Annotated in this window: 22 protein-coding genes, 3 tRNA genes and 1 rRNA gene; 12 read left to right on the top strand and 14 right to left on the bottom strand. The window is 34.6% G+C overall.

Annotation, left to right across the window (positions count from 1 at the left end; genetic code table 11):
* Positions 1–29 precede the first annotated feature (29 nt).
* Both CRO00_RS11225 and CRO00_RS11220 read right to left on the bottom strand, forming a co-directional pair.
* Positions 30–1,880 (bottom strand): transglycosylase domain-containing protein, encoded by a 1,851-nt coding sequence (locus CRO00_RS11225; RefSeq protein ID WP_097073768.1) that lies wholly within the window; start codon positions 1,878–1,880, stop codon positions 30–32.
* Between the two features lie 104 nt (positions 1,881–1,984).
* Entirely contained in the window at positions 1,985–3,202 is a 1,218-nt protein-coding gene (locus tag CRO00_RS11220) for an MFS transporter (protein WP_097073767.1), read from the bottom strand.
* Between the two features lie 191 nt (positions 3,203–3,393).
* Here CRO00_RS11220 and CRO00_RS11215 point away from each other — a divergent pair, with 191 nt between their 5' ends.
* Positions 3,394–3,981, top strand: coding sequence for a peptidylprolyl isomerase (locus CRO00_RS11215; RefSeq protein ID WP_097073766.1), 588 nt, complete (start codon positions 3,394–3,396; stop codon positions 3,979–3,981).
* Between the two features lie 22 nt (positions 3,982–4,003).
* Complete coding sequence (locus CRO00_RS11210; protein ID WP_237658395.1) at positions 4,004–4,222, top strand: hypothetical protein; 219 nt, start codon at positions 4,004–4,006, stop codon at positions 4,220–4,222.
* A 43-nt stretch (positions 4,223–4,265) separates the two neighbouring features.
* On the opposite strand, the gene CRO00_RS11205 is transcribed toward CRO00_RS11210, so the two are convergent.
* The 8 genes from CRO00_RS11205 to CRO00_RS11170 form a co-directional block, all read right to left on the bottom strand.
* Positions 4,266–5,474, bottom strand: coding sequence for an MFS transporter (locus tag CRO00_RS11205; RefSeq protein WP_097073765.1), 1,209 nt, complete (start codon positions 5,472–5,474; stop codon positions 4,266–4,268).
* A gap of 21 nt (positions 5,475–5,495) precedes the next feature.
* Positions 5,496–6,767 (bottom strand): TRAP transporter large permease, encoded by a 1,272-nt coding sequence (locus CRO00_RS11200; RefSeq protein WP_097073764.1) that lies wholly within the window; start codon positions 6,765–6,767, stop codon positions 5,496–5,498.
* Positions 6,748–7,239 (bottom strand): TRAP transporter small permease, encoded by a 492-nt coding sequence (locus CRO00_RS11195; protein ID WP_097073763.1) that lies wholly within the window; start codon positions 7,237–7,239, stop codon positions 6,748–6,750. Before CRO00_RS11195 ends, CRO00_RS11200 begins: the two co-directional genes overlap by 20 nt.
* A gap of 133 nt (positions 7,240–7,372) precedes the next feature.
* Positions 7,373–8,416: a DctP family TRAP transporter solute-binding subunit gene (locus CRO00_RS11190; protein ID WP_097073762.1), complete on the bottom strand. Its 1,044-nt coding sequence runs from the start codon at positions 8,414–8,416 to the stop codon at positions 7,373–7,375.
* A 65-nt stretch (positions 8,417–8,481) separates the two neighbouring features.
* Positions 8,482–9,555 carry a DctP family TRAP transporter solute-binding subunit gene (locus CRO00_RS11185; RefSeq protein WP_097073761.1) on the bottom strand — a complete coding sequence of 358 codons (1,074 nt, stop codon included), beginning with the start codon at positions 9,553–9,555 and terminating at the stop codon, positions 8,482–8,484.
* A gap of 143 nt (positions 9,556–9,698) precedes the next feature.
* Positions 9,699–10,370 (bottom strand): response regulator, encoded by a 672-nt coding sequence (locus CRO00_RS11180; RefSeq protein WP_097073760.1) that lies wholly within the window; start codon positions 10,368–10,370, stop codon positions 9,699–9,701.
* A complete protein-coding gene (locus CRO00_RS11175; protein ID WP_237658394.1) occupies positions 10,367–11,935 on the bottom strand; it encodes an ATP-binding protein in 1,569 nt (522 codons plus the stop codon). Before CRO00_RS11175 ends, CRO00_RS11180 begins: the two co-directional genes overlap by 4 nt.
* Positions 11,936–12,130: 195 nt before the next feature.
* A complete protein-coding gene (locus CRO00_RS11170; RefSeq protein WP_419865879.1) occupies positions 12,131–13,321 on the bottom strand; it encodes a MalY/PatB family protein in 1,191 nt (396 codons plus the stop codon).
* A 65-nt stretch (positions 13,322–13,386) separates the two neighbouring features.
* On the opposite strand from CRO00_RS11170, the gene CRO00_RS11165 reads away from it, so the two are divergent.
* Entirely contained in the window at positions 13,387–13,647 is a 261-nt protein-coding gene (locus CRO00_RS11165) for a DUF1871 family protein (RefSeq protein ID WP_202615662.1), read from the top strand.
* A 35-nt stretch (positions 13,648–13,682) separates the two neighbouring features.
* Here CRO00_RS11165 and CRO00_RS11160 read toward each other — a convergent pair whose 3' ends face one another.
* A complete protein-coding gene (locus tag CRO00_RS11160) occupies positions 13,683–13,889 on the bottom strand; it encodes a helix-turn-helix domain-containing protein (protein ID WP_097073756.1) in 207 nt (68 codons plus the stop codon).
* 239 nt (positions 13,890–14,128) lie between these two features.
* Between CRO00_RS11160 and yugI the strand changes: the two genes are divergently transcribed.
* Positions 14,129–14,500, top strand: coding sequence for a S1 domain-containing post-transcriptional regulator GSP13 (yugI, locus tag CRO00_RS11155; RefSeq protein WP_097073755.1), 372 nt, complete (start codon positions 14,129–14,131; stop codon positions 14,498–14,500).
* Positions 14,501–14,555: 55 nt separating this feature from the next.
* Here yugI and CRO00_RS11150 read toward each other — a convergent pair whose 3' ends face one another.
* Positions 14,556–15,866 carry an AAA-type ATPase lid domain-containing protein gene (locus CRO00_RS11150; RefSeq protein ID WP_097073754.1) on the bottom strand — a complete coding sequence of 437 codons (1,311 nt, stop codon included), beginning with the start codon at positions 15,864–15,866 and terminating at the stop codon, positions 14,556–14,558.
* Between the two features lie 170 nt (positions 15,867–16,036).
* On the opposite strand from CRO00_RS11150, the gene pruA reads away from it, so the two are divergent.
* The 3 genes from pruA (at position 16,037) to CRO00_RS11135 (ending at position 20,313) form a co-directional block, all read left to right on the top strand.
* A complete protein-coding gene (gene pruA, locus CRO00_RS11145) occupies positions 16,037–17,584 on the top strand; it encodes an L-glutamate gamma-semialdehyde dehydrogenase (RefSeq protein ID WP_097073753.1) in 1,548 nt (515 codons plus the stop codon).
* A 227-nt stretch (positions 17,585–17,811) separates the two neighbouring features.
* Positions 17,812–19,056 (top strand): Glu/Leu/Phe/Val family dehydrogenase, encoded by a 1,245-nt coding sequence (locus CRO00_RS11140; RefSeq protein ID WP_097073752.1) that lies wholly within the window; start codon positions 17,812–17,814, stop codon positions 19,054–19,056.
* Positions 19,057–19,149: 93 nt separating this feature from the next.
* On the top strand, positions 19,150–20,313 hold the full coding sequence (locus tag CRO00_RS11135) for an iron-containing alcohol dehydrogenase (protein ID WP_097073751.1): 1,164 nt from the start codon (positions 19,150–19,152) through the stop codon (positions 20,311–20,313).
* A 46-nt stretch (positions 20,314–20,359) separates the two neighbouring features.
* On the opposite strand, the gene CRO00_RS11130 is transcribed toward CRO00_RS11135, so the two are convergent.
* Positions 20,360–21,352, bottom strand: coding sequence for a cation diffusion facilitator family transporter (locus CRO00_RS11130; RefSeq protein ID WP_097073750.1), 993 nt, complete (start codon positions 21,350–21,352; stop codon positions 20,360–20,362).
* Between the two features lie 14 nt (positions 21,353–21,366).
* Entirely contained in the window at positions 21,367–22,086 is a 720-nt protein-coding gene (locus tag CRO00_RS11125) for an MgtC/SapB family protein (RefSeq protein WP_097073934.1), read from the bottom strand.
* A 118-nt stretch (positions 22,087–22,204) separates the two neighbouring features.
* Here CRO00_RS11125 and CRO00_RS11120 point away from each other — a divergent pair, with 118 nt between their 5' ends.
* From CRO00_RS11120 to CRO00_RS11100, 5 genes are all read left to right on the top strand, one after another.
* Positions 22,205–23,107: a DMT family transporter gene (locus CRO00_RS11120; protein WP_097073749.1), complete on the top strand. Its 903-nt coding sequence runs from the start codon at positions 22,205–22,207 to the stop codon at positions 23,105–23,107.
* 172 nt (positions 23,108–23,279) lie between these two features.
* A 5S ribosomal RNA gene (gene rrf, locus CRO00_RS11115) occupies positions 23,280–23,395 on the top strand.
* Between the two features lie 15 nt (positions 23,396–23,410).
* Positions 23,411–23,486: transfer RNA gene (locus CRO00_RS11110), tRNA-Val, on the top strand.
* A 6-nt stretch (positions 23,487–23,492) separates the two neighbouring features.
* A tRNA-Thr gene (locus CRO00_RS11105) sits at positions 23,493–23,568 on the top strand.
* Between the two features lie 7 nt (positions 23,569–23,575).
* Positions 23,576–23,650 (top strand) — tRNA-Lys (locus CRO00_RS11100).
* The last annotated feature ends 16 nt before the right edge of the window (positions 23,651–23,666 follow it).

Here is a 23,666-nt window from a genome sequence, read left to right as displayed (position 1 = left end):
GAATAACTCGCACCTCTTTTTCGTTGTTATTAATTCATGATTGTATTAAAAATAGCAAAATGTATTTTGTCATCTTCTAACATCTGCAATGATTGCGGTTTGTCATATCCAATCCAAACTGCGGAAGTATATTCATTAGTTAAACCTGCTAGCCAAAAGTCTCTAAAATCGTTTGTTGTACCAGTTTTTGCTCCGACATAAGAGGAATTTGCCCTAATACCTCGACCAGTTCCTCCAGTAATCACATCTTGAAGTAAAGATCTGATATTTGTGACAGTTTGCTCTGACCAAATTGCTTGTCTTTCTTGTGGCCAACTATAGAGGGTATTACCATGTAAATCCTTTATAGCGCGAATGCTATGAACTTGTTGATAAGTGCCATCGATAAAACTTGTATATGCATCAGCCATTTCCATTGTTGTTACCCCATAGGTAAGTCCTCCTAAAGCAGCGGCATATGTTTTATCTTGTTCTACAATTGAATTAAAATTGAATTTTCCAATATACTCAAATCCTTTATCAACACCTATTTGATGGAACAGACGCAAAGCAGAAGTATTGTAGCTATATTTAAATGCTGTTCGGATTGACACATTTCCATAAACGCCACCACCATAGTTTTGAGGACAAAAATTGCCAACACAATAATGTCCACCACTTACACCAGAGTCAGGTGAGTAGTTTGTTGTTTCAAAAAGTGGGGCATATACGATTAACGGTTTAAAAGCAGAGCCGGGCTGTCGAACTCCTTGAAATGCGCGGTGGAAGTCATATTTTTTATAGTTTTTCCCACCATATAGACTAATAATTTCACGTGTTTTATTATCGACAACAACAGCACTTGCTTGTAACGAACCAGCTCCTAGAATAGCGCTAATTTTTTTTTCATCGTCTGCCTGCTTTACAGGATCTAATGCTGTTTCAATCGTAATTCCCGATTCAAATAGTTCGTTGATTTTTTGATTGATTTGTCCTTGGATAGTTTGTTTTTCTTCTATAGTAGTTGCATTGGATAGCTTTTCCTTAAATCCTTCATTCTGTGTTACAAGAGATTTTAATTCTTCCAAAACATAAGTACTGTAGGTTGGGTATTTTTGAATTTTTCTTTTTAATTTTAGTGTGATTGTTTCTTTTTTGAAGTCTTCTGCTTCATCTTCGGAAATTACATCATGTTCAGCTAAAATATCTAGTAATCTTTCTTGTCGTGCCTTTGTATTTTCAAAGTTTTTTAATGGGTCGTAAAGGGAAGGATTATTTGGTATTGCCGCTATAAATGCCATTTGTGGAATTGTCAGCTGGGCTAATGGTTTTTGAAAGTAATACGTTGCAGCTGCACCAATCCCATAAACTTGGTTACTAAAATAAATCTCGTTTAAATACATCTCAAGAATTTCTTTTTTGTCATACAATTGCTCTAGCTCGTAGGAGTAAAATATCTCAGTTAATTTCCGCTCGTACGTTTTTTCTTCTGATAAGTAGCGCATACGAACAAGTTGTTGGGTAATTGTACTTCCGCCTTGTTCTGCTGACTGCTCAGAGGAATTGACAACGATTGCTCGGGTAATGGCACTTAAGTTAAATCCAATATGATCAAAGAACTCTTTGTCTTCGCTAAGAATATAAAGTTGTTTTACTACTTCTGGTACGTCTTCTAATTTTATTGGTTGTCTCCACTCAACGTATTCTTCACTAAATAGTTGTCCATTCCGATCAATCATTGTAACAGGTAACTGACTTTTTAACTCTGGAAGCTGTATTTGATTTTGTATTTGTTCCTCATGAGCTTTTACTGTATCAAACTCATCCCATATTTCACGACCAAGTAAAAATAGAAGGGGAAAAGAACATAGAATGAGTAGAAAACCTACTACTTGTTTCATTTTAATTCCTCCAAAAATGTACCTTTTAGAAGAATAACATAGATTAAGAGTGATTGGAGCGGTCTAACGTAATAAAAACTCCAACTCATTCGAGATGGAGAAAGTCACACATGTTCTTTTAACACATCATCAAAATCCTTCTTTGGTACTTTTTGAATGATAAATACAACAACGGCTGCAGTTAAAAATAAGAATGCAGTTGAAAAGAAAACGGAAGATATAGTAGCAAGTGCACTAATAAAACCTCCTAAAACTGGACCAATAATATTTCCTAAAAAACGAAAACTTTGATTATAGCCCATAATCTCACCTTGTACTTCAATTGGTGCTTCACGACGTATTAAGGCAGTTGTAATTGGATTTAATCCACCAGAGAAAATTCCAAATAAAAAACGTAACCCGATTAATTGCCAAAGGGATGTAACAAATGCTTGTGGAATAATGCAAAGAACACTAATAAATAAAAGGGTAGTTAATACTTTTTCGTACCCTATAGCATCTGCTAATCGTCCAAAAAAACGACCAATTAAAAGATTCCCAACGCCAGCAGCACTAAAAGTAACTCCAGCTAGTAAAGCCACTTGGTTGCTAGTTGTTAAGTGGGAAACATAAAGAGATAACAATGGTTGAATGCTAAAATTTCCAATCTGAATTAAGGATGTAACAAACATAATATTCAACATTAAAGGATGGTGAAATATAGCCCAAATAACGTTTTTTCTCGTATAAATACCATTTTTCGGTTTTCGTGGAATTTTTGGTTCATGAATACCAAAAATAATAATAATCGCCGCAATTGTTATGGTAGATGCTGTAAGAATAAATGTATAACTAAATCCGACAGCATCTGCCAATGTACCTCCAATAATAGGTCCAAAGAGAGAACCACCAACACTACCCATTTGAAGTGTACCAAGTGTTTTGCCAGCAACATTTTTAGCTGTATGTTTACTGATAAACGCCATTGATGTTGGAATAAAACCAGTAACGACCCCCATGAATAAACGCAGAAAGAAAAACTGTATCACATTTTGCACATGACCCATTAAAAAAATGCTGATGGCAATTCCAAAACAGTTAATAATCATTATTGGTTTATAGCCGTATTTATCTGCAACACGTCCCCAAATCGGTGACATAATAAAAGCGGTAATAAATGTTGCACCAAAGATTAGTCCTGCCCATTTTTGGACATAGCTTTCAGAAAAGTTGCCTAATGTTTCAATATATAAGGATAAAAAGGGCATAATCATTGTCATAGAACCTGCAACGATAAAGTTTGAAATTAAAATAATGATAAAATTATGTTTACGATTTGACACAAAATTCACTTTCTTCCTAGTCATTGATGTATTTTAGGTTATAAGAAGTATAACCATTTGTAGAAGTAGAAAAAAGTCGTGTTTGGTTATTAGGAAAATTATTAACTTCTATGGTACACTGTTACGAGGTAAAGATGTATTTACGAAAATACTCAAAAAAACCATGCAAAATTAAAGGAGAGACTTATCTTATGTTTCCACAATTAACGAAAGAATTAAATCCAGGTGAAGTTTTAGTCGAAATGAATACGACTTTAGGTTCAATTAAAATAAAATTGTTCCCAAAACACGCACCAAAAACAGTTGAAAACTTTTTAGGTCATGCGAAATCAGGTTATTATAACGGCATTATTTTCCACCGTGTTATTTCTGATTTTATGATCCAAGGTGGAGACCCAACAGGAACAGGTATGGGTGGAGAATCCATTTGGGGTAATTCTTTTGAAGATGAGTTTAACGAAGAGCTATTTAACCTACGTGGTGCACTTTCAATGGCGAATGCTGGTCCAAACACAAATGGCTCACAATTCTTCATCGTTCAAATGCAGCACACACCAAATAATATGATTCAGCAAATGGAGCAAGCTAAATATCCGAAAGAAATCATTGAAGAGTATGCTCGTGTTGGGGGTACTCCTTGGTTAGACTTTAAACATACAGTATTTGGTCATGTTGTTGAAGGTATGGACATTGTTGACAAAATTGCGAACGTTGAGAAAGATATGCGCGATAAACCACTTGAAGATGTTAAAATAGAGTCGATTACTGTAATCGAATAACTTTCGAAAGAAGTGTAGAATAATGCATAATATATTCATGCTAATTCCTGTAGCTTTCCCTGAAGATAAAACAGAATTAATACCAGCGTTTATAGAATTATTACTTGTCATTGCTTTATGTGGGGTTGCTTTAGTGGTAATCAAACGTATTTCTAAAAAACAAGAGCTGAAAACAAAAGCCCTTGAAGAACATATTTTACGCGAAAGACAAAAAAGTGCACAAAGTAATACAGAACAATAATTGCTTAGCTGGTGATGCTAGATAATTAGAAAAAGGAGAGGTTTCAAGATGGGACCTCTCCTTTTTTGTCGAGTAAATTTAATGTAAATTGCAAAAAGATCAAATAAATAAGCGGCAATGAAACCGTGAAATAGATAATTCCATTCCACTTCCACATATCCCATAAAGGTCCTATCAATGTGCTTCCAGAAGCAACCCCAATATAATAGGCTACTAAGTAAAGGCTTGATGCGCTTCCCTTTAGGTGTGTTGCCGTTCTACTAACCGATGCTGCAGTTAATGAATGGGCTGTAAAAAAACCAAAACAAAGAATACATAAACCAATTAGTACGACAACTAAAGAAGAATGTAATGTACAAGCAACACCTATGATTAGTATACATATTGCAACTACCCGAATTTTTTCCAATGCAAAGCGATTACTCAACCAACTTGCAATAGGAGCTCCAAGAATTCCAAATCCATAAGCAAAGTAAATAAGAGAAACTGCTTCAAGCGATAAAGAGAAGGGTGGGGAAGTTAAATGGAATGGTAAATAAGTCCATGTCCCTGTAAATGTGATTTGCAACACAATACCGAGGCCAAACATGAGAAGAAGCGAAGGATTTCTTAAATGATAACTAAATCCAATTAAATCTTCTTTAAAACTTCGATTCTTAGAATTAAAGTTTTTCGACTTTGGTAATGCAAGTAACACTATAATTAGAACAATTGCACCAAATATTACAATAAAACTTAAAGATAACTGCCAATTGTAACGTTCTGCTACAAATCCAGCTACAATCCGTCCAATCATTCCACCAAGTGCGTTCGTTGAAATATACAATGCTGTCGCAAGAGAACTATACTTTGAATCAATCTCTTCACCGATGTATGCAAGTGCGGCAGCTGGAACCCCTGCAAGTGTAAAACCTTGTATAAACCGTAAAACGACAATGAGCAAATAGGAATCAATAAAAGGAATGATAAGAAATGGTAAAATAGAAAGAAAAATGGACAGTTTTATAAATAAAACACGTCCATTACGATCTGAAAGAAATCCTAATACAATTAGCCCTATAATAAGTGAGACAGTTGTCACTGACATTGACATACTGGAATAAGAAACAGTAATGGAATACTCCTCCGTTAAAACAGGGAGGAGTGGTTGAAATGAGTAAAATGCTGCAAAGGTAAACATCGATGCAAGACCAAGACTCACTACAACTCTCCAAAACTGTTTATCTTTTATTTCATACCCCTTTGTGAACATATAGAACACCTACTTTAGCTGTTATTCACCGCTTCCAAATGGTAACCATAGAGAGAGTTGAGGGAATAATACGACGATAGCCAAATATGCAATCATTAAAACGATAAATGGAATTACCCCTTTTACAACAACCCCAAGTTTTTCTTTTGCAATACCACTTACAACGAATAAGTTTAAACCAACAGGTGGTGTTATCATACCAAGTTCTAGGTTGATTACCATAATAATAGCGAAGTGATATAGGTTAATATCAAAGTGTGCTAAGATTGGTAATAGAATTGGTAGAACAATAAGAATGATTGACACTGCTTCTAAGAACATACCTAAGATGAAGAACAAGATATTTACGATAATCATAAATGTCCATTTGTTCATACCACTTTCAGAAATCCATGCCCCAACTTCTTGTGGTACTTGTTCATTTGTTAAGTATAAACCGAATAGCGATGCTGCACCGATAATTAAGAAAATCATCGCTGTTACGTTAATTGATTCAACAAAGATTGGACGAAGATCTTTTAATTTTAATTCACGATAAACAAATGCAGAAACGATTAATCCATAAACTACTGCTACAACAGCAGATTCTGTCGGTGTAACAGCACCAGAATAAATTGAGCCTAAAATTAAAATCGGTAAAAATGCACCCCAAATTGCTTTCAATGATTTACGGCCACGTTCACCCCAAGATGCTTTCTCATCGCCTCTGAAGCCATTTCGTTTTGCATAGAAAATTGCAGCGATGATTAGAACAGCTGTTAAACCAAGACCAGGGATAACACCAGCTATAAATAATTTACCAATTGATTCCTCTGATGTAATACCGTAAATAATTAAAGGAACACTTGGTGGAATTAAAATCCCTAGTGTACCACCAGCTGCAACTAGTCCCATTGAATATTTTTTGTCATAACCTGCCGCAAGCATTGCTGGAATCATAATGGATCCAATAGCTGCAGCCGTTGCAGGTGATGAACCGGAGATTGCTGCGAAAATTGCACAGGCTAAAATTGTAACAACAGAAAGTCCACCTGGTAAGTGACCTACCCATGAGCGTAATGCTTCAATTAAGTATTTTGAAATACCACCACGAGCCATGATTACCCCAGCAAGAACGAATCCAGGGATTGCCATCATCGGGAAGGAATCTAGTGCTGTGAACATACGTTGTGGCATCATGTTCATATTAAAATCAGACATGAATAATACTAATACTGTAGATAATCCTAAGCTTATTGCAACAGGAACACGTAAAAATACTAATACGAAGAAACTAATTAAGAGGGTTAGCATATTCTTCATCCTTTCTACGCAGAATGTTTACTAATCTCTCGATGAATCGAAGTAAGAATAGTACGCCTGAAATTGGTAAGATTAAGTAAACAACCCACATAGGGATCCCTACATCTAGAGAAACCATTCCAGAAGTATAACGATTTTCCACAAGTACGAACCCGTAGTATGTATAAATTAAGCAGAATAATATGCTTAAAACGGTCGCAACAATATTTAATATAAATTGCATAGGCTTATTCAACTTGTCGAAAAGTATATCAACTTGAATATGCTGATTATGTTTTAACGCCATCCCAAAGCCTAGGAATGTACCCCAGATGATTGAATAACGTGCGACTTCCTCAACCCATGCTTGTGGATCGTTCATGATATAACGCATAACAACCCCATAGAAAATTAAAAAGATACCGATTGCAAAAATAACACCTGAAGCTATTTCTTCTAGGTATGTCCAAATCTTCTGTAGCATTTTTTATTTCACTCCTTTTCTTTAAAGCAAGAAAGTATACATTTTTGCAATTTAATAGTTTCTAGAACAAGTAACACTATTTACTTCTTTATTAAAAAAGTGGAGTGCCGATTTCTCGGCACTCACGGTAAAACTATTGTAAAGCTTCAATTCCTTCGATTAATTCAGGTGTAATTGTTTCACCGAACTCTTCATAAACAGGTTGTAAAGCTTCTTTTAAAGCGTCACGCTCTTCTTGTGTCATTTCGTGTACCTCAACAACACCAGATGCTTTAATGTTTTCTAAAGATTTTGCATTTTCATCAGCAGCTAATTGTTGTGCGAAAGTAGTTGCTTCTGTTAAAGCTTCTTCAACTTTTGTTAATAAATCAGCAGGAATTGATTCCCAGAATGATTTGTTTACAAAGATTGCATAGTCAAGACGACCGTGTGCAGATGTTGATAAATATTTTTGAACTTCATAGAATTTCATTGTGTCAAAGTTGTTGTATGGGTTTTCTGCACCATCCACAGTACCTTGTTGTAAAGCTGCATATGTTTCACCAAATGCGATTGTTGCTGAACCAGCACCTAAAGTTTCAAATTGTGCTTCTAATACTTGACCAGCTTGAGCACGGAATTTTAATCCTTTGAAATCTTCAACGTTAACTAATGGTTTTTTGTTGTTTGAGAAATGTTTGAAACCATTTGGCCAGAATGCCATACCTTTAATGTCATTTGCTGCTAATTTATCTGAATTCATTAAGCTTTGAGCAACTTCTGACTCAAAGAATTTTTGTACATGCGCGTCATCTTTAAATAAGAAAGGCATGTCAACATATTGCCAACGTGGGTCGATTTTTACCATTTTTGTTACTGATGGAGCGATCATATGTACGTTTCCAGATACTAAAGCATCAAGTTCGTCATTGTCACCGTATAATTGAGAAGATGGGTAAACTTCTACTTTTACTTTACCTTCAGTTTTTTCATTAACTAATTCAGCAAATTTATCTGCTGCTTGTCCTTTAACACTATCGATTGCTGTAACGTGTGAGAATTTGATAACTAATGGATTTTCTGCTGTGTATTCTTCACCAGAAGATTTGCTACCACCTTCTTCTTTTTCTCCACCGCCACATGCTGCTAGTACTAATGCGAATGCACTAATAATAGTTAGCAAAAGCCATTTTTTCATGGTTTTTCCCCCTTAAAATATAATTTATATTGTTAAAAGAGATAGATTCTCTTTATAACCGAATACTAGTCTTGAAATTTTGGAAGTGCCTCAATATAACGATCACTATAATGTTCTCGATAGTAGTCATATACTGGTTCTAATTTTTCTTCCCATTCCAATTTATCCTCTTCACTTAAGTAATGAAGTTGAATACATTCGCAACGTTTGATATCTTGTAATTTCTCTTGATCCATTTTTTTTGTATGTTGCCATTCCCATTGTTGAACTTCTTGTAATGTTTCGGTTAAAAGTTGTTGGACATCACTTGATAAGCTATTCCAAAACTCGTAATTGAATAATAGGAAGTATCCTAAATAACCATGATTACTTATAGTCAAATAGTTTTGTAAGGAATATAAGTTTTTGCTAGTGATGTTTGTTAATGTGTTTTCTTGACCATCAACATTGCCTTTTTGTAGCTGATTGAAAACAGTATTAAAATCGATACGTTTTGATTCAGCATTTAATGTTGTAAACTGCTTAGCTAAAATATCACTAGGCATAATTCGCATTCGTAAACCTTCTAAATCAGAGTAATGTTCGATTGGACGAATGCTATTACTTATTTGTTTAAAACCGCTATCCCATAAACCTGTAACTAGTAGATTATGATTTTTTAATTTATCTGTTAATTTCTTTCCTGTTTCACTTTGTACATATTCATGCACTTCATCTAATGTATAAAAAGCGAAAGGTAAGTCAAACACAGAAATTTCAGGAACAATTTCAGTTAACTTTGAGATAGCAGGAGCAATCATTTGAATATCACCACGGGAAAGCGCATTCATTTCTTCGCCATCTTTATAAAGAGTACCGTTTGAAAATACTTGAACCTCTATTAAACCGTTACTTCGTTCTTTCACGAGTTCAGCAAATTTTCTAGCAGCCATTCCTTTTGGTGTATCTTCACCTACTACATGGGAGAAACGTATCACAATGCGTTCATCTTTACCTAATTGTTCATGATCTATTGGATATTCAGTAGATTGGCAAGATGCAAGGATTATAACAGGTAGAAAAAAAATGAAACAGAGTGTTGTAATAAATGAAAATTGTTTCAGAAAATCATCCCCTACACCAAATATCCTTATCTTCATAGTAAATGAATTAAAATAATTCGCAATATTGTGGTGATAATGGACATTTTGGTATTTTTGGTATATAACAAAACCCTCAGAATAAAACTGTTATAAAACAAAAAGAAAGCTTATAAACGATAGTGTTTATAAGCTAAGAAGAATTATTTTATTGAGTAGTATTTTGTCGGTCGTCCAACTGATCCATATTTTAAATCAATTTGGACTTTTCCGTTATTCGCTAAAAAGTCTAAGTATTTTCTTACCGTGACACGTGCCATTCCGACGTTCTGTGCAAGTTGTTCTGAAGTAATTGAACCGTCTACTTCAACAAGTCCGTCTAATATTTGTTTCATCGTGATATCATTTAACCCTTTTGGTAAAGAGGTGATTTGCTCATTTTCGTTCCCAAGCAATTGGTCAATATCTTCCTGTGCTAGTGTGCTTGCAGAAGAGATTTTTTTAGAAACTTGATAATAATTTTGTAAAGCTTTTTCAAAACGTTCAAATCGAAATGGCTTAACTAAATAATCAACTGCCCCCATTCGTATGACTTCTTGTACCGTTTTTGCATCACGAGCAGCAGTTATCATGATAACATCACAGGGGATACGTTCGTTTCTTAATTTTAGAAATAAATCAATTCCTGAAATATCAGGTAAATACATATCAAGTAATACTAAATCTGGTTTTTTCCTACTAATTTGTTTAAAAGCGTTCTCCCCAGATTGTGATTCCCCTATAAGTTCAAAACCTGTTAGTTTGCTTAAAAAGTTTTTATTTACATCTAAAACCATTGGGTCGTCTTCTACGATAAATACTGTAATTTTTGTCATAAAATTTCCCCCCCTGCTTGAATCGTAATCGTTGTGCCGATGTTAACCTCCGACGTTACCGAAATTTTCCCTTTATTTGACTCGATTATTTGTTTTATTAATGCCATACCAATGCCATGACCAGCTTGCTGTTTTGTACTGTAACCGTAGTCGAATATTTTATTTGGGTTGCCTTCAATACCAACCCCACTATCTTGGATTTCAATAAATAAAAAATGCTGATCTCCTTGTACTAATATATTTACATCACGTGTTTCTTTAGTTAAACAAGCTTCCATCGCATTATCAATTAAATTACCAATGATTGTAATCATATCTCCGCTTGAAAAACCAGTCATAAAATCCAGTAGGTAAGAATCGTCATCTAAGGTCAAGTCTACTCCTAGTTCTTTTGCCCGTGAATGTTTACCTAAGAATAATCCTTGAATTGAATAATCATGGATTTTATCACGTAACTTTTGAATGATCGTTTCCTCGTCTGTAATTTCATCGATGATTAAACTTAAGGCATCTTCATTGCGATCAAGTTGAATTAAACCTGCTATACTATGTAGTCGGTTCAGTGACTCATGATGTTGAGCACGGAGCGTATCTACTAGAGCTTTAACTCCTGTTAATTGCTCGGCAAGGATATGAGCTTCTTGTCGATTTGTAATCATAATTAAGTAACCTGCATTTTTATCATTGATTCGAATTGGAAATGTGCGTACTAAATACATTTGATCGAACAAAAGTAAGGGACGATAATTTTCGTTATTAGCAATTTTTTCTTCTGCAAGCCACGTATTCTGAAATATTTTTTCTAAAGTACCATCGTTGCTGAAATAATGTGTATATTGCCTTGCAAGTCGATTAATAAAAGTAATGTGACCAACTTCATCGGTAGCAAGTATACCAACATCCATCGCTTGCATAATGGCTGATCGTTCTTGTACAATCCGTGCAATTTGATAAGGCTCTAAATTTAAGGTTTGTCTTTTAATATGTCTAGCAATTAATATGGAGCCAATTAAACCTATAACAATTCCCCAAAAAAGCGAAAATAGAATATCAGATTTATATCGTTCCACTAAAATGTACCACTTTGGTGAAAGAATACCAACGTTTATCACACCGACTTGTTTCGTTGCATCACTATTCATAATAGGAATAAAAGCTCTGATTGAAAATCCTTGAACACCAAGCGCTTTTGAAATGTACTCATGTTGTGAAGATGCAACATTTTTCACAATATCCTCCGAAACTGTACCGATTTTACTTTCAGAGGGGTGAGAGTATCGTACACCATTCATATCAAATATAACGATATAATCGACATCCGTAGCTAGGCGAATTCTCTCAGCTATCGGTTGAATTGTCTCAAATCCTTGTTTCGTTCCTACAGTTTCTTGAACATCTCGCATTTGTGCAACCGTTCTTGCAATTGCAATAGCTCTTAAACCAAATTCCTTTTCAAAAGCCCCTCCAATATTATGAATCATCATTGCGCCGCTTGTAAAAATAGAAAAGAAAACGATAACGAAAGAAAAAATAAACATCTTAAATTGTAACGATAATTTTTCCATAATAACTTGTTGTAAAATTAATTACAAAAGTGGACACACCTCATTTTCAATACTATTCATATTATTCAAGTTTTTATTGTACTATATTATATATAATACAGACTTTAGTAAAGAGTATCTGAAAAAAGGAAATATATAACTTACATAAGAAAAACCAAGTGATAAAACTAACACTTGGTTTTAGTAATAAGTATTTTACAATAATGCTTTTTTGAAGCCTTCAACGCCTTCTTTTACTGTATCAAGCGGACAAGCAACATTCATACGTAAGAACCCTCTACCTGCTTCAGTATATTTCGTTCCTGGTTCAACGGCTAATTTTCCTTTTTCTAATAAGCGAAGCATCATTTCTTCTTCTTCCAAACCAGTATCGCGGTAATCAATCCATATTAGATAAGTTGATTGAGGTTTTGTTACTTTAATTCCTGGAATTTTGTTTAAATGTTCCACAACATAATCCATATTGTTTGATACGTATTGAATCATTGCATCTACCCATTGTTCACCTTTATCATAGGCAGCTTTCACAGCAGCAGCAGCTAAAATATTTAAATCATCACGACCATGAGCTGCTTTGTTTAAGTTTAATTTGTTTCGTAGTTCTACATTTGGTACGACCATCATTGCAGCATGAATTCCTGCAATATTAAATGTTTTTGTTGGTGCAATACATGTAATAATTTTTGCTTTGTCTGCATCTTTCACTGTTAATGTAGGAATGTGTTTTGCTCCTTCAAAAACGATATCTGCATGAATTTCATCAGAGATTAACAGCACATCGTAATGAATACACAATTGTACAAGTTGTTCTAAATCTTCTTGTAACCAAACTTTCCCGCCCGGATTATGAGGACTACATAAAATATAAACTTTTACACCAGTTTTAAATTGTTCTTCTAGAGCATTAAAATCATATACAAAATCGTTGTTTGAAGTATTAAGTTTACATTCTACTATTTCACGGTTTTGTGCTTTTGGAATACTAAAGAATGGAGGATAAATTGGTGTAGAGATGGCCACTTTATCTCCTGGTTCTGTAAATGTTTCTATAATAGTTGCTAGTGCAGGAACTACACCTTGGTGGAAAAGGATTGTTTTAGGATCGATTGTCCAATGATGACGTCGTTCAAACCAGCTCGTAATACTTTCTTTACAAGCATCACTAACGTAGGAATAACCAAAAATAGGGTGGTCAAGTCTTTCCTTGATCGCATCAGTAATAACTTGTGGAATAGCAAAGTCCATATCTGCAACCCACATTGGTAATATTTCTGATACATCTTCTACTTTATATTGGGCTTGATATCGCTCTTTAAAAAGATCCCATTTTAAGCTATTTGTATTTTTACGATTATGTAGCTCATCAAAATTAAACAAATCTATCACTCATTTCTTTTTTTAATTATGTATTATATAATATCATAGCAAATAGTAAAAATAGGGTGAAAACTTTGGAAAATATTATAATGAATCAAAAAGCTACTGCACTATTAAAAAAGTGGGATCCGTTCCAACTAGGTGAAGATAGCTATGAGACAGAAACAGCCGATGTAGTAGCTGCACTTCAGGGAATTAATGATCCGTCAACTCTTGCAAAGGTAATCCAAAATGTTTATGAGCACTCTTTTGAACAATGGATTCCATTTGAAAAATGTGTTGCAATTTCATATAAATTACTTGCAATTAAATTTGAGGCAAAGTGCATAATATAAAATAAAAGGTATTTCCTTATAAAAGGAGATACCTTTTATTTAATACCATCCATTAAGTTAGAAGCAGGAACTTCTAATATTGTAGATAGTTTTAAAATGGTTTGGATTGAAGGGATGAGCTCACCTTTTTCGTAAAGGCTTAATTTTTCTATACCTATTTGAGTTTTTTTTGACAATTCCTCTAATGACCAATTTTTTTCTTCTCTTAAAAGTTTTAATTGTTCATGAAATCGTTTTTTCAACTATGAGCACTTCCTTTCAATTTTTTATTGTAGTATATATTATATTATTATTCTTGTTTGAATAATGCGAATATTTTGTCTAAATATTGAAATTTTATAGCGAAATAAGTCATTTTAGGTTGGAACCGGACTAGTAGCTCATTTTATATAGATAAAAGGGTGATTCTTTGTTCAGATACTTGTCATATGTTATAATTTAACATGACATTTACGTAGATATAGAAAGTAGGAAATGCTTTATGGCAAAAAAATATGAAGTAGGTGAAGTTGTAACCGGAAGAGTAACTGGAATTCAACCTTACGGGGCCTTTGTTGCTTTGGACGAACAAACTCAAGGGCTTGTTCATATATCAGAAATCACATATGGATTTGTAAAAGATGTTTCTGATCATTTAAAAGTAGGGGACGAAATTTTAGTAAAAATTTTAGATGTTGATGAAAATAACGAAAAAATCAGTTTATCAACTCGTGCGTTGCAAGAAGCACCAATTCAAAGAAAAAAAGAACAACCAAGAAAAACTTTACAAGATCGGGTAGACGAAAATGACGCAAATGGCTTTAAATCTTTGAGAGACAAACTACAAGATTGGATTGAACAATCGGGTCATTAAATAATAAAAAGATGTATGGCACAAAAAGCCGTACATCTTTTTATTTTCACTTTTTTTAATCTTTTTTTAACTTTCTAAGACGGTATTGTAAATTCTGTCTACTCATCCCCAAAGCTTGAGCTGTTTTTGTAATATTCCCTTCAAAAATATTTAACACATTTTGAATATAATAATTCTCCGCCTCCCGCATATAGTCTTCTAGTGGAAGGAGTTCTTTATTGGAGTGAACTATGAAGAAATCAGCCTTACGAATGTTTTCGTCTGCTTGTTGAACTTTAAATCGAAAATGTAATGGCAACATATCTAGTGTAATGATTTTTTCGTTAGTAATCATGGACGATATCTCATCTAATAATAGTTCTAGCTCTTTTAAATTTCCTGGCCAATCGTATTGTAAAAAAACCTGCATCACTTCATCAGACATTCCTTCAATATTGGAAGCAAACCGTTCGCGATGGCGACTAAAATAATCTGAAACGAAAGGATAAATATCTTCTTTTCTAGCTCTCAATGCAGGTATATATATCGTTAAGGTAGCAAAATAATAATATAGTTCTTTTAATAATTTGCCACTACTTATTAAATCGATTGGATCATCTCCAATACTTCCGATAACCAAATGTTTACCAATAGGTAATTTGTTTAAAATATCGATTAGTTGTTTTTGGATTGATAGTGGTAAATATTCAATACGTTCAAAGAAAAAAGTATAGGCTTTATTTGTTTTTAAGTAATTGTGTAATTTATCGAGTATGGATTGAGGATTTCTCCTACTGAACAATGTTACAAATTCATCATTCGTAGGGTTAAGTTCATGATGGATACTCTCTGCAACTAAATGCTTTCCAGTACCCGATTCACCAATAAGTAATACTGGAATACGTGCTTTAGCAGCCTTTTTAGCATTCTCAATAACGTTATACATTTGTTCAGATGCTACAGAGAACATTTCAAACGTTAAAGGCTCACCATATCGTCTTAAAGGTTGATAAATAAGTTTCTCTAATGTCGTGATATCACGAGCAAATTCAATCGCACCTATTATTTCATCATTTTCAAATATTGGATAGGTGTCATTGATAGTCGTAATTTCATGTCCATCTTTATTCCAATAAGTTTGTTTTACATTCAACTCTTTTTGACCCGTTTGAAGAACTCTAATTAATGTACTGTCACTTTGATTGAAGGTAAAAATATCTAATATAGAACGGTCCGTAATATCTTCTATATTATAGCCTTCTATTTCTTTCATTTTATTATTGTATAAAATGGTATGCCCATTTAAATCAATCGCATGAATACCAACAGATACATTGTCGATTGCGAAGTCGTAAAACTTTTTTGAAATATTATTTTCTATTGTCAAGTGCTTCACCTCAAAAAAAATGAACAATTTAGGAAATTATCGCTTGAATTGTGCAACGATATTTTGCATTATTATATATATAAATAGGATATTGGTGCAAATATTTTTTGCGCTTATGATTTTATAGAAAAAACGCAACCTAATTGTAATGATGAAGGAGGTTTTATTCCATGATTCCGTATAAATCTGAGCCATTAACTAATTTTACAATTGAAGCAAATCAAAAATCTTATTCTGATGCCTTGAAAAAAGTTGAGACTGAACTTGGACAAGAATATCCATTAATTATAGGTGGAGAGAGAATAACAACTGAGCAAAAAATTACGTCATATAATCCATCAAACAAACAAGAGGTAGTGGGCTATGTCTCAAAAGCGAGTCAAGACTTAGCTGAAAAAGCAATGCAAGTGGCGGATTCGACATTTAACCAATGGAAAAAAGTTAATCCAATCGTACGTGCAGAAGTTTTATTTAAAGCAGCAGCGATTACTCGTCGCCGAAAATTTGAGTTAGCTGCCTGGATGACGAAAGAAGCTGGTAAACCGTGGATTCAGGCGGATGCTGATGTTGCGGAAGGTATTGACTTCTTAGAGTACTATGGTCGCCAAATGTTAGAACTCGCAGAAGGAAAACCTTTAAATCAAAACCCTGGTGAAATTAACAAATACTCATACATTCCTTTAGGAGTCGGTATTGTCATTTCACCATGGAACTTCCCATTTGCGATAATGGTTGGTACTACTGTGGCAGCTGTAGTGACTGGAAATACTGTTTTATTAAAGCCGGCATCAACTACTCCTGTTATTGCCTATAAATTCATGGAAATCCTCGAACAAGCTGGTTTACCTGCAGGGGTAGTAAACTATGTTCCAGGATCTGGTGCTGAAGTGGGCGATTATTTAGTTGACCATCCACGTACTCGTTTCATTAGTTTTACAGGCTCTCGTGATGTTGGACTAAGAATTAACCAACGTGCATCAGTACTAAACGAAGGGCAAATCTGGATTAAACGTGTAATTGCTGAAATGGGCGGTAAAGATACAATCGTTGTTGATGAAGATGCAGACTTAGAATTAGCTGCACAATCTATTGTTACAAGTGCGTTTGGCTTTAGTGGTCAAAAATGTTCCGCTTGTTCTCGAGCAGTAATCGTAGGTGATCACGCATACGAAACGGTATTAAAACGTGTGGAAGAGTTAACGAATGAAATCATTGTTGGAGATCCAGCCAACTTAGAAACTTATATGGGCCCTGTTAATGATGCTGGTGCATTTAAGAAAATTACAGAATATATTGAAATTGGTAAAGGTGAAGGGCGTCTAATAACGGGTGGTACGGCAGATGATTCAAAAGGCTTCTTTATTAATCCGACTGTATTTGCAGATGTTGATCCGAATGCTCGGATTATGCAAGAAGAAATCTTTGGACCTGTGTTAGCATTTACAAAAGCAAACAGTTTTGATGATGCGATTGAAATTGCTAACAATACGGTATATGGTTTAACGGGTGCTGTACTTTCAAACAATCGTTTCCATTTAGAGAAGGCTCGTGAAGAATTCCATGTTGGGAACTTATATTTAAACCGTGGTTGTACAGGAGCAACTGTTGGTTATCAACCGTTTGGAGGATTTAACATGTCAGGTACGGATTCAAAAGCAGGTGGTCCTGACTATTTAACACTTCATATGCAAGCTAAATCAGTATCAGAAATGTTGTAATTTTTAATCCATAATGTAAAAAAGCAGACGTAACTGCGTCTGTTTTTTTACAGAAATAGATAGGAAAAATATACTTAGTATAAAATCTATTTTTTAAGTAAATGTTTTTTAATCAAGACGAATTCCAAACATATAAGTCATCACACATAATTAACCATTTATTTAGTAAAGTATGATACAATGTTTGCGAATAATAATTTACCATTAAATTTAAAGAGGCGAAATAGATGGCTGAAAATTTAAATCTATTTACATCTACACAAGATGTAATCAAAGATGCGTTGAATAAACTTGGTTACGATGAAGCAATGTATGAATTATTAAAGGAACCACTACGCATGTTGCACGTACGAATCCCTGTAAAAATGGATGATGGTACGACAAAAGTATTTACAGGATACCGTGCACAACATAGTGATGCAGTTGGTCCTACAAAAGGTGGCGTTCGTTTCCACCCAATGGTAAGTGAAGAGGAAGTAAAAGCTCTTTCCATGTGGATGACTTTAAAATGCGGTATTGTTGATTTACCATATGGTGGTGGTAAAGGCGGCATTATTTGCGACCCACGCCAAATGTCTATGGGTGAACTTGAAAGATTAAGTCGAGGTTATGTACGTGCGATTAGTCAAATCGTTGGACCAACAAAAGATATTCCTGCTCCAGATGTATTTACAAACGCGCAAATTATGGCATGGATGATGGACGAATATAGCCGAATGGATGAATTTAATTCACCAGGTTTCATTACAGGTAAACCAATCGTACTTGGAGGTTCGCAAGGCCGTGATCGTGCAACTGCAGAAGGTGTTACAATTGTCATTCAAGAAGCAGCAAAAAAACGAAACATCGATATTCAAGGAGCACGTGTTGTAATCCAAGGTTTTGGTAACGCTGGTAGTTTCTTAGCAAAATTCATGAGCGATTTAGGTGCTAAAGTAATCGGTATTTCAGATGCATACGGTGCATTACATGATCCGAATGGGTTAGATATTGATTATTTATTAGATCGTCGTGATAGTTTCGGTACAGTAACAACATTATTTGAAAATACAATTACAAACCAAGAATTGCTTGAACTAGATTGTGATATTCTTGTTCCTGCAGCCATTGAAAATCAAATTACTGCTGAAAACGCACATAATATTAAAGCGAATATCGTAGTGGAAGCAGCAAATGGTCCAACTACTGCAGAAGCAACAAAGATTTTATCTGAGCGTGGAATTTTACTTGTTCCTGACGTTTTAGCATCTGCGGGTGGTGTAACGGTATCTTACTTTGAATGGGTACAAAACAACCAAGGATACTACTGGACAGCAGAAGAGGTTGCTGAAAAATTACACAAAAAAATGGTTGATGCTTTTGAAAATGTTTATACAACTGCAACAACACGAAACATTAATATGCGATTAGCTGCCTATATGGTTGGTGTTCGTCGTACTGCTGAAGCGTCTCGTTTCCGTGGTTGGGTGTAAATACGATAAAATGAGCTATGTTAGGGAATACTCCTTACATAGCTTTTTTTGTTAGTCAATAGAATTTCGCACGAAAAGAAGGAGAGTCAAATTGTGAATAATTTTTCATTTTACAATCCAGTACGTTTACATTTTGGAAAAAATCAAATAAGTCAGCTCGAAACAGAATTACCTCAGTATGGCCATAATATTTTAGTTGTTTATGGTGGGGGGAGTATAAAAAAAAGCGGTTTGTATGATGAGGTCATGGCAATCCTAAAAAAACTAAATATGAACGTATTTGAATTAAGTGGAGTGGAGCCAAATCCACGTGTAGAAACGGCAAGAAAAGGTATTGAAATATGTAAAAAGGAAGCCATTGATTTAGTACTAGCAGTAGGGGGAGGTTCTGTTATTGATTGCTCAAAATTGATAGCAGCTGGTGCAAAGGTAGATGAAGATGCATGGAATATTGTATTAAAGAAAACAAATGTTATTGATGCATTACCTTTAGGAACAATATTAACCTTAGCCGCAACAGGATCTGAAATGAATTCAGGTTCAGTCATTTCCAATGAAGAAACGAAAGAAAAATATGGTTGGGGTCATCCAGCTGTTTTTCCAAAGTTTTCAATACTAGATCCAACATATACTTTTAGTGTACCTAAAAACCACACTGTTTATGGAATTGTGGATATAATGTCTCACGTATTTGAACAATACTTCCACGATGCTACAAATACGCCAATTACAGATGAAATGTGTGAAGGTGTTTTACGAACAGTTATCAATACTGCACCAAAATTAATTGAAGACCTTGAAAATTACGAGTTACGTGAAACAATTTTACTAGCAGGAACAATTGGATTGAATGGGTTCTTATCAATTGGTTCGCGTGGGGATTGGGCAACTCATAATATCGAACATTCTGTATCTGCAGTGTACGATATCCCACATGGAGGGGGACTAGCTATCCTATTCCCGAATTGGATGCGTCACAACGTATCTGTTAATCCTGAACGTTTTGTTAGGCTAGCAACACGAGTGTTTAATGTAAACCCAGAAGGAAAAACGGTAGAAGAGGTTGCTTTGGAAGGGATTAACCGCCTAAGTGAATTTTGGACATCTATAGGAGCGCCAAGTCGATTAAGCGATTACGATATTGATGACTCACAACTTGAAACATTAGTGGAAAAATCCATGGTGAATGGACCTTTTGGAAAATTTAAAGAATTGGAAGCGGAAGACGTTCGCGCAATTCTAAAAATGTCACTATAAATAAAAGGTGTCTCATTTTAGCTTGAGACACCTTTTTTTATTGGTTTTATTGATTTTTCGTTGCCTGTTTTTTTTCTTTTAAATGATGTTTCCACTCTGTAATACCATCTTCTTCGTCAAAGGAAAATGAAACTTTTGTGACCCCTTTTTGACTCATAATCATCTCTACCAAATGATCACGAACGTCATCTAAATAAGCGAGTGATTGATTAGGATCTGTTTCGGCAATAACTGTTACATGGAGAAATTCTCCTTCTTTTATTACTTCTAACCGACGAATATCTGTTACATGTGGATCTTCCATCACTAAGTTACCTATATGAACTTGCATTTCTTCATCTGTTTCCCCAATTGCACCGCGAGCATTATCAAGAAACACTCGCCCAACTACATAAAACATCATGATTCCGATAATCATTGAAACTAATCCTTCTAATGCCGACCAACCTGTAAAATAGGCAATAATAATTGCTAAAAAGGCAAGTACGTTACCAGCAGTTGCTACTAAATCTTCCATCCAAACGAGTTTTGTTGCAGGTTTTGCACGATTCAAATATGCTACTGATTTCGGTAATGCAAGAAAACCTTTATTTTCGACACCCACCTCATGTAGTACTTCTTGTGCAGCTTTATGCAAAACTGTTCCTTCTAAAACAATACCAATTAGTAAAACACCTAGAGCAATCAGGACCCCTTCAGATTCTTCAACTGGGTGAATGAAATGGTGCCAACCTTCTTTTACTGTTTCATAGGAAAGGATAGCTACTATTAAAACTGCTCCTAAACAAACTAGGTTTACAACACGTCCAAAACCATTGGGGAATTTTGCGGTAGGCGCTTTTTTCGATAAAGCAGACCCAATAAAGACGAAAAATTGGTTAGCTGAATCACCAAGGGAGTGCATCATCTCCGCGAACATTGCCACGTTACCAGTAAAGAAATAGGCAACACCTTTAATAATCCCTAAAAACAAGTTAACTAGTGCTGCGATTAAAGAAGGCTTGTTTCCACCTTTTATTAGCTTAAATATCTCGCCCATTTGATTTCCTCCAATTAACCTAAGTTTTCAATTTCAATTTTCTGTACATAGGGTAGTGTGTGCAAAGTAGTGTAAATTGAAATAGTATCTTTTTTAAATAATGTGGAAAATTTAATATCAACTTCAAATAAAACTTGCTCCGTTGAAACTGGAATATCTTTTATCCGGATATGTTCAATGTACATTTCATTTTCTTTCATAAACGTTAGGAGGTTTTGAATATTTTCTTCCTCAGATAAACGAGCCTTTAAAGATAACTCTTTCATGCGTAATCTCTTTGGACCTATTTTGGACAAGAATGGCGCAAACAATTCAATTCCAATTACAACAATCACAACGGTTGCAAAAGCTTCGATATAAAAACCAGCACCTACTGCTATACCTATTCCAGCCGCGCCCCAAATCATCGCTGCAGTTGTTAAACCCGTTATGCTATCGTTTCCTTTACGTAAAATAACACCAGCACCTAAAAATCCGATACCACTTACAATTTGTGCTGCAAGTCGAAGTGGATCCATTGTAATGTTAATATCATCACGCGCAGGAGTACTATATGCGGTTTCAATTGAAATAATTGTAAGCAAACAACTAAAAGTTGCAATAACTAAACTAGTTTTTAAGCCAACTGGTTTCTTTTTTAATTCCCGTTCAATTCCGATAATTAAACTTAAAGTTGCAGCAACAACAAGTTTTATGACCACTTCAAATGTGAAAGGTTCATTAAGTATAGTAATATCCAATATTGTATCCCCTTTCTTAGTGATTGAATTTTAACAGCTTACTGTGACAAAATAAGAATAAATCTATTGTTTTATAAATATAGCAAAAATTATATAATGAGGTTATAAAAAAATGGAAAAACCTAAAATACACCCTTATATCCCTATACTTATAGGTGTAATCTCAATTTCTTTATCTGCAATCATTGTTAAATTAACGGAAGCGCATAGTAGTGTCATCGCATTTTATAGAATGTTTTTTTCTGTATTAATTATGAGTCCACTATTTTTTACGAAATATGTTAATGAAATTAAAATTCTATCGAAAAAAGATTGGCTATTTTCTTCTGTTGCTGGTATCTTTTTAGCTTTTCATTTCATTCTATGGTTTGAATCGCTAAATTACACATCAGTTGCAAGTTCAACTGTGCTTGTTACATTACAACCTCTATTTGCTTTTGTAGGAACATACTTGTTCTTTAAAGAGAAAATTTCAATGAAAACATTTGCATCAGGAGTAATTGCTGTATGCGGAAGTTTTTTAATAAGTTGGGGAGATTTTAAAGTTAGCGGTAATGCACTTTACGGAGATATTCTAGCGTTAATTGCTTGTGCATTAATTACTGGTTATTTATTATTTGGACAAGATGTACGTAAACGTATTTCTCTCGTTACCTACACAATGGTAGTTTATTCAATGAGTACAATCTGTCTATTCATATACGTTTTACTAATGGGGAAATCATTTGCACCATATCCAACAATGGATTGGATTTGGTTCTTACTTTTAGCTATTATTCCAAACCTACTTGGCCATACTCTATTTAATTGGGCAATCAAATGGGTTAGTACAAACGTAATTTCAGTAGCCGTTTTATTTGAACCAATCGGAGCTACAATTCTTGCGTATTTTATTTTTTCTGAAAAACTGATAGCTACACAGATTATTGGTGGGGTAACAGTTATTGTTGGAATTATGTTGTTCATAATAGATATAAAAATTTTAAAAGGAATTTTGAAAAAAGTACTTGATTAATATTGTTATCTGATATATATTATTACTTGTCCTTAACGACATACGAAACGTGTAATTGTTAAGTTCTTAGTTGAGGATAAGTTATTTTACTAAAACTAATATTAAAAAATAGTTGACGAAATTTTAAAGTGAAGTTATTATGTAATAGCTGCTTTAAAAAAACGAACTTAAGTGAAGTAATAATGGCAAAGAGGACACACCCGTTCCCATATCGAACACGGAAGTTAAGCTCTTTAGCGCCGATGGTAGTTGGGGGCTTCCCCCTGTGAGAGTAGGACGTTGCTTCGCTTGTTTTTAAAAAATGGAGGATTAGCTCAGCTGGGAGAGCACCTGCCTTACAAGCAGGGGGTCGGCGGTTCGAGCCCGTCATCCTCCACCATATTTTGCCGGTGTAGCTCAGTTGGTAGAGCAACTGACTTGTAATCAGTAGGTCGTGGGTTCGACTCCTATCGCCGGCACCATTCTTTAGAGCCATTAGCTCAGTGGTAGAGCATCTGACTTTTAATCAGAGGGTCGAAGGTTCAAGTCCTTCATGGCTCACCAGTTTTAATATGCGGGT

The organism is Ureibacillus xyleni (assembly GCF_900217795.1).
GTDB classification, from domain to species: domain Bacteria; phylum Bacillota; class Bacilli; order Bacillales_A; family Planococcaceae; genus Ureibacillus; species Ureibacillus xyleni.
Note: the sequence above shows the minus strand (reverse complement) of the source record. Positions and strands in the feature narration are given on the sequence as shown.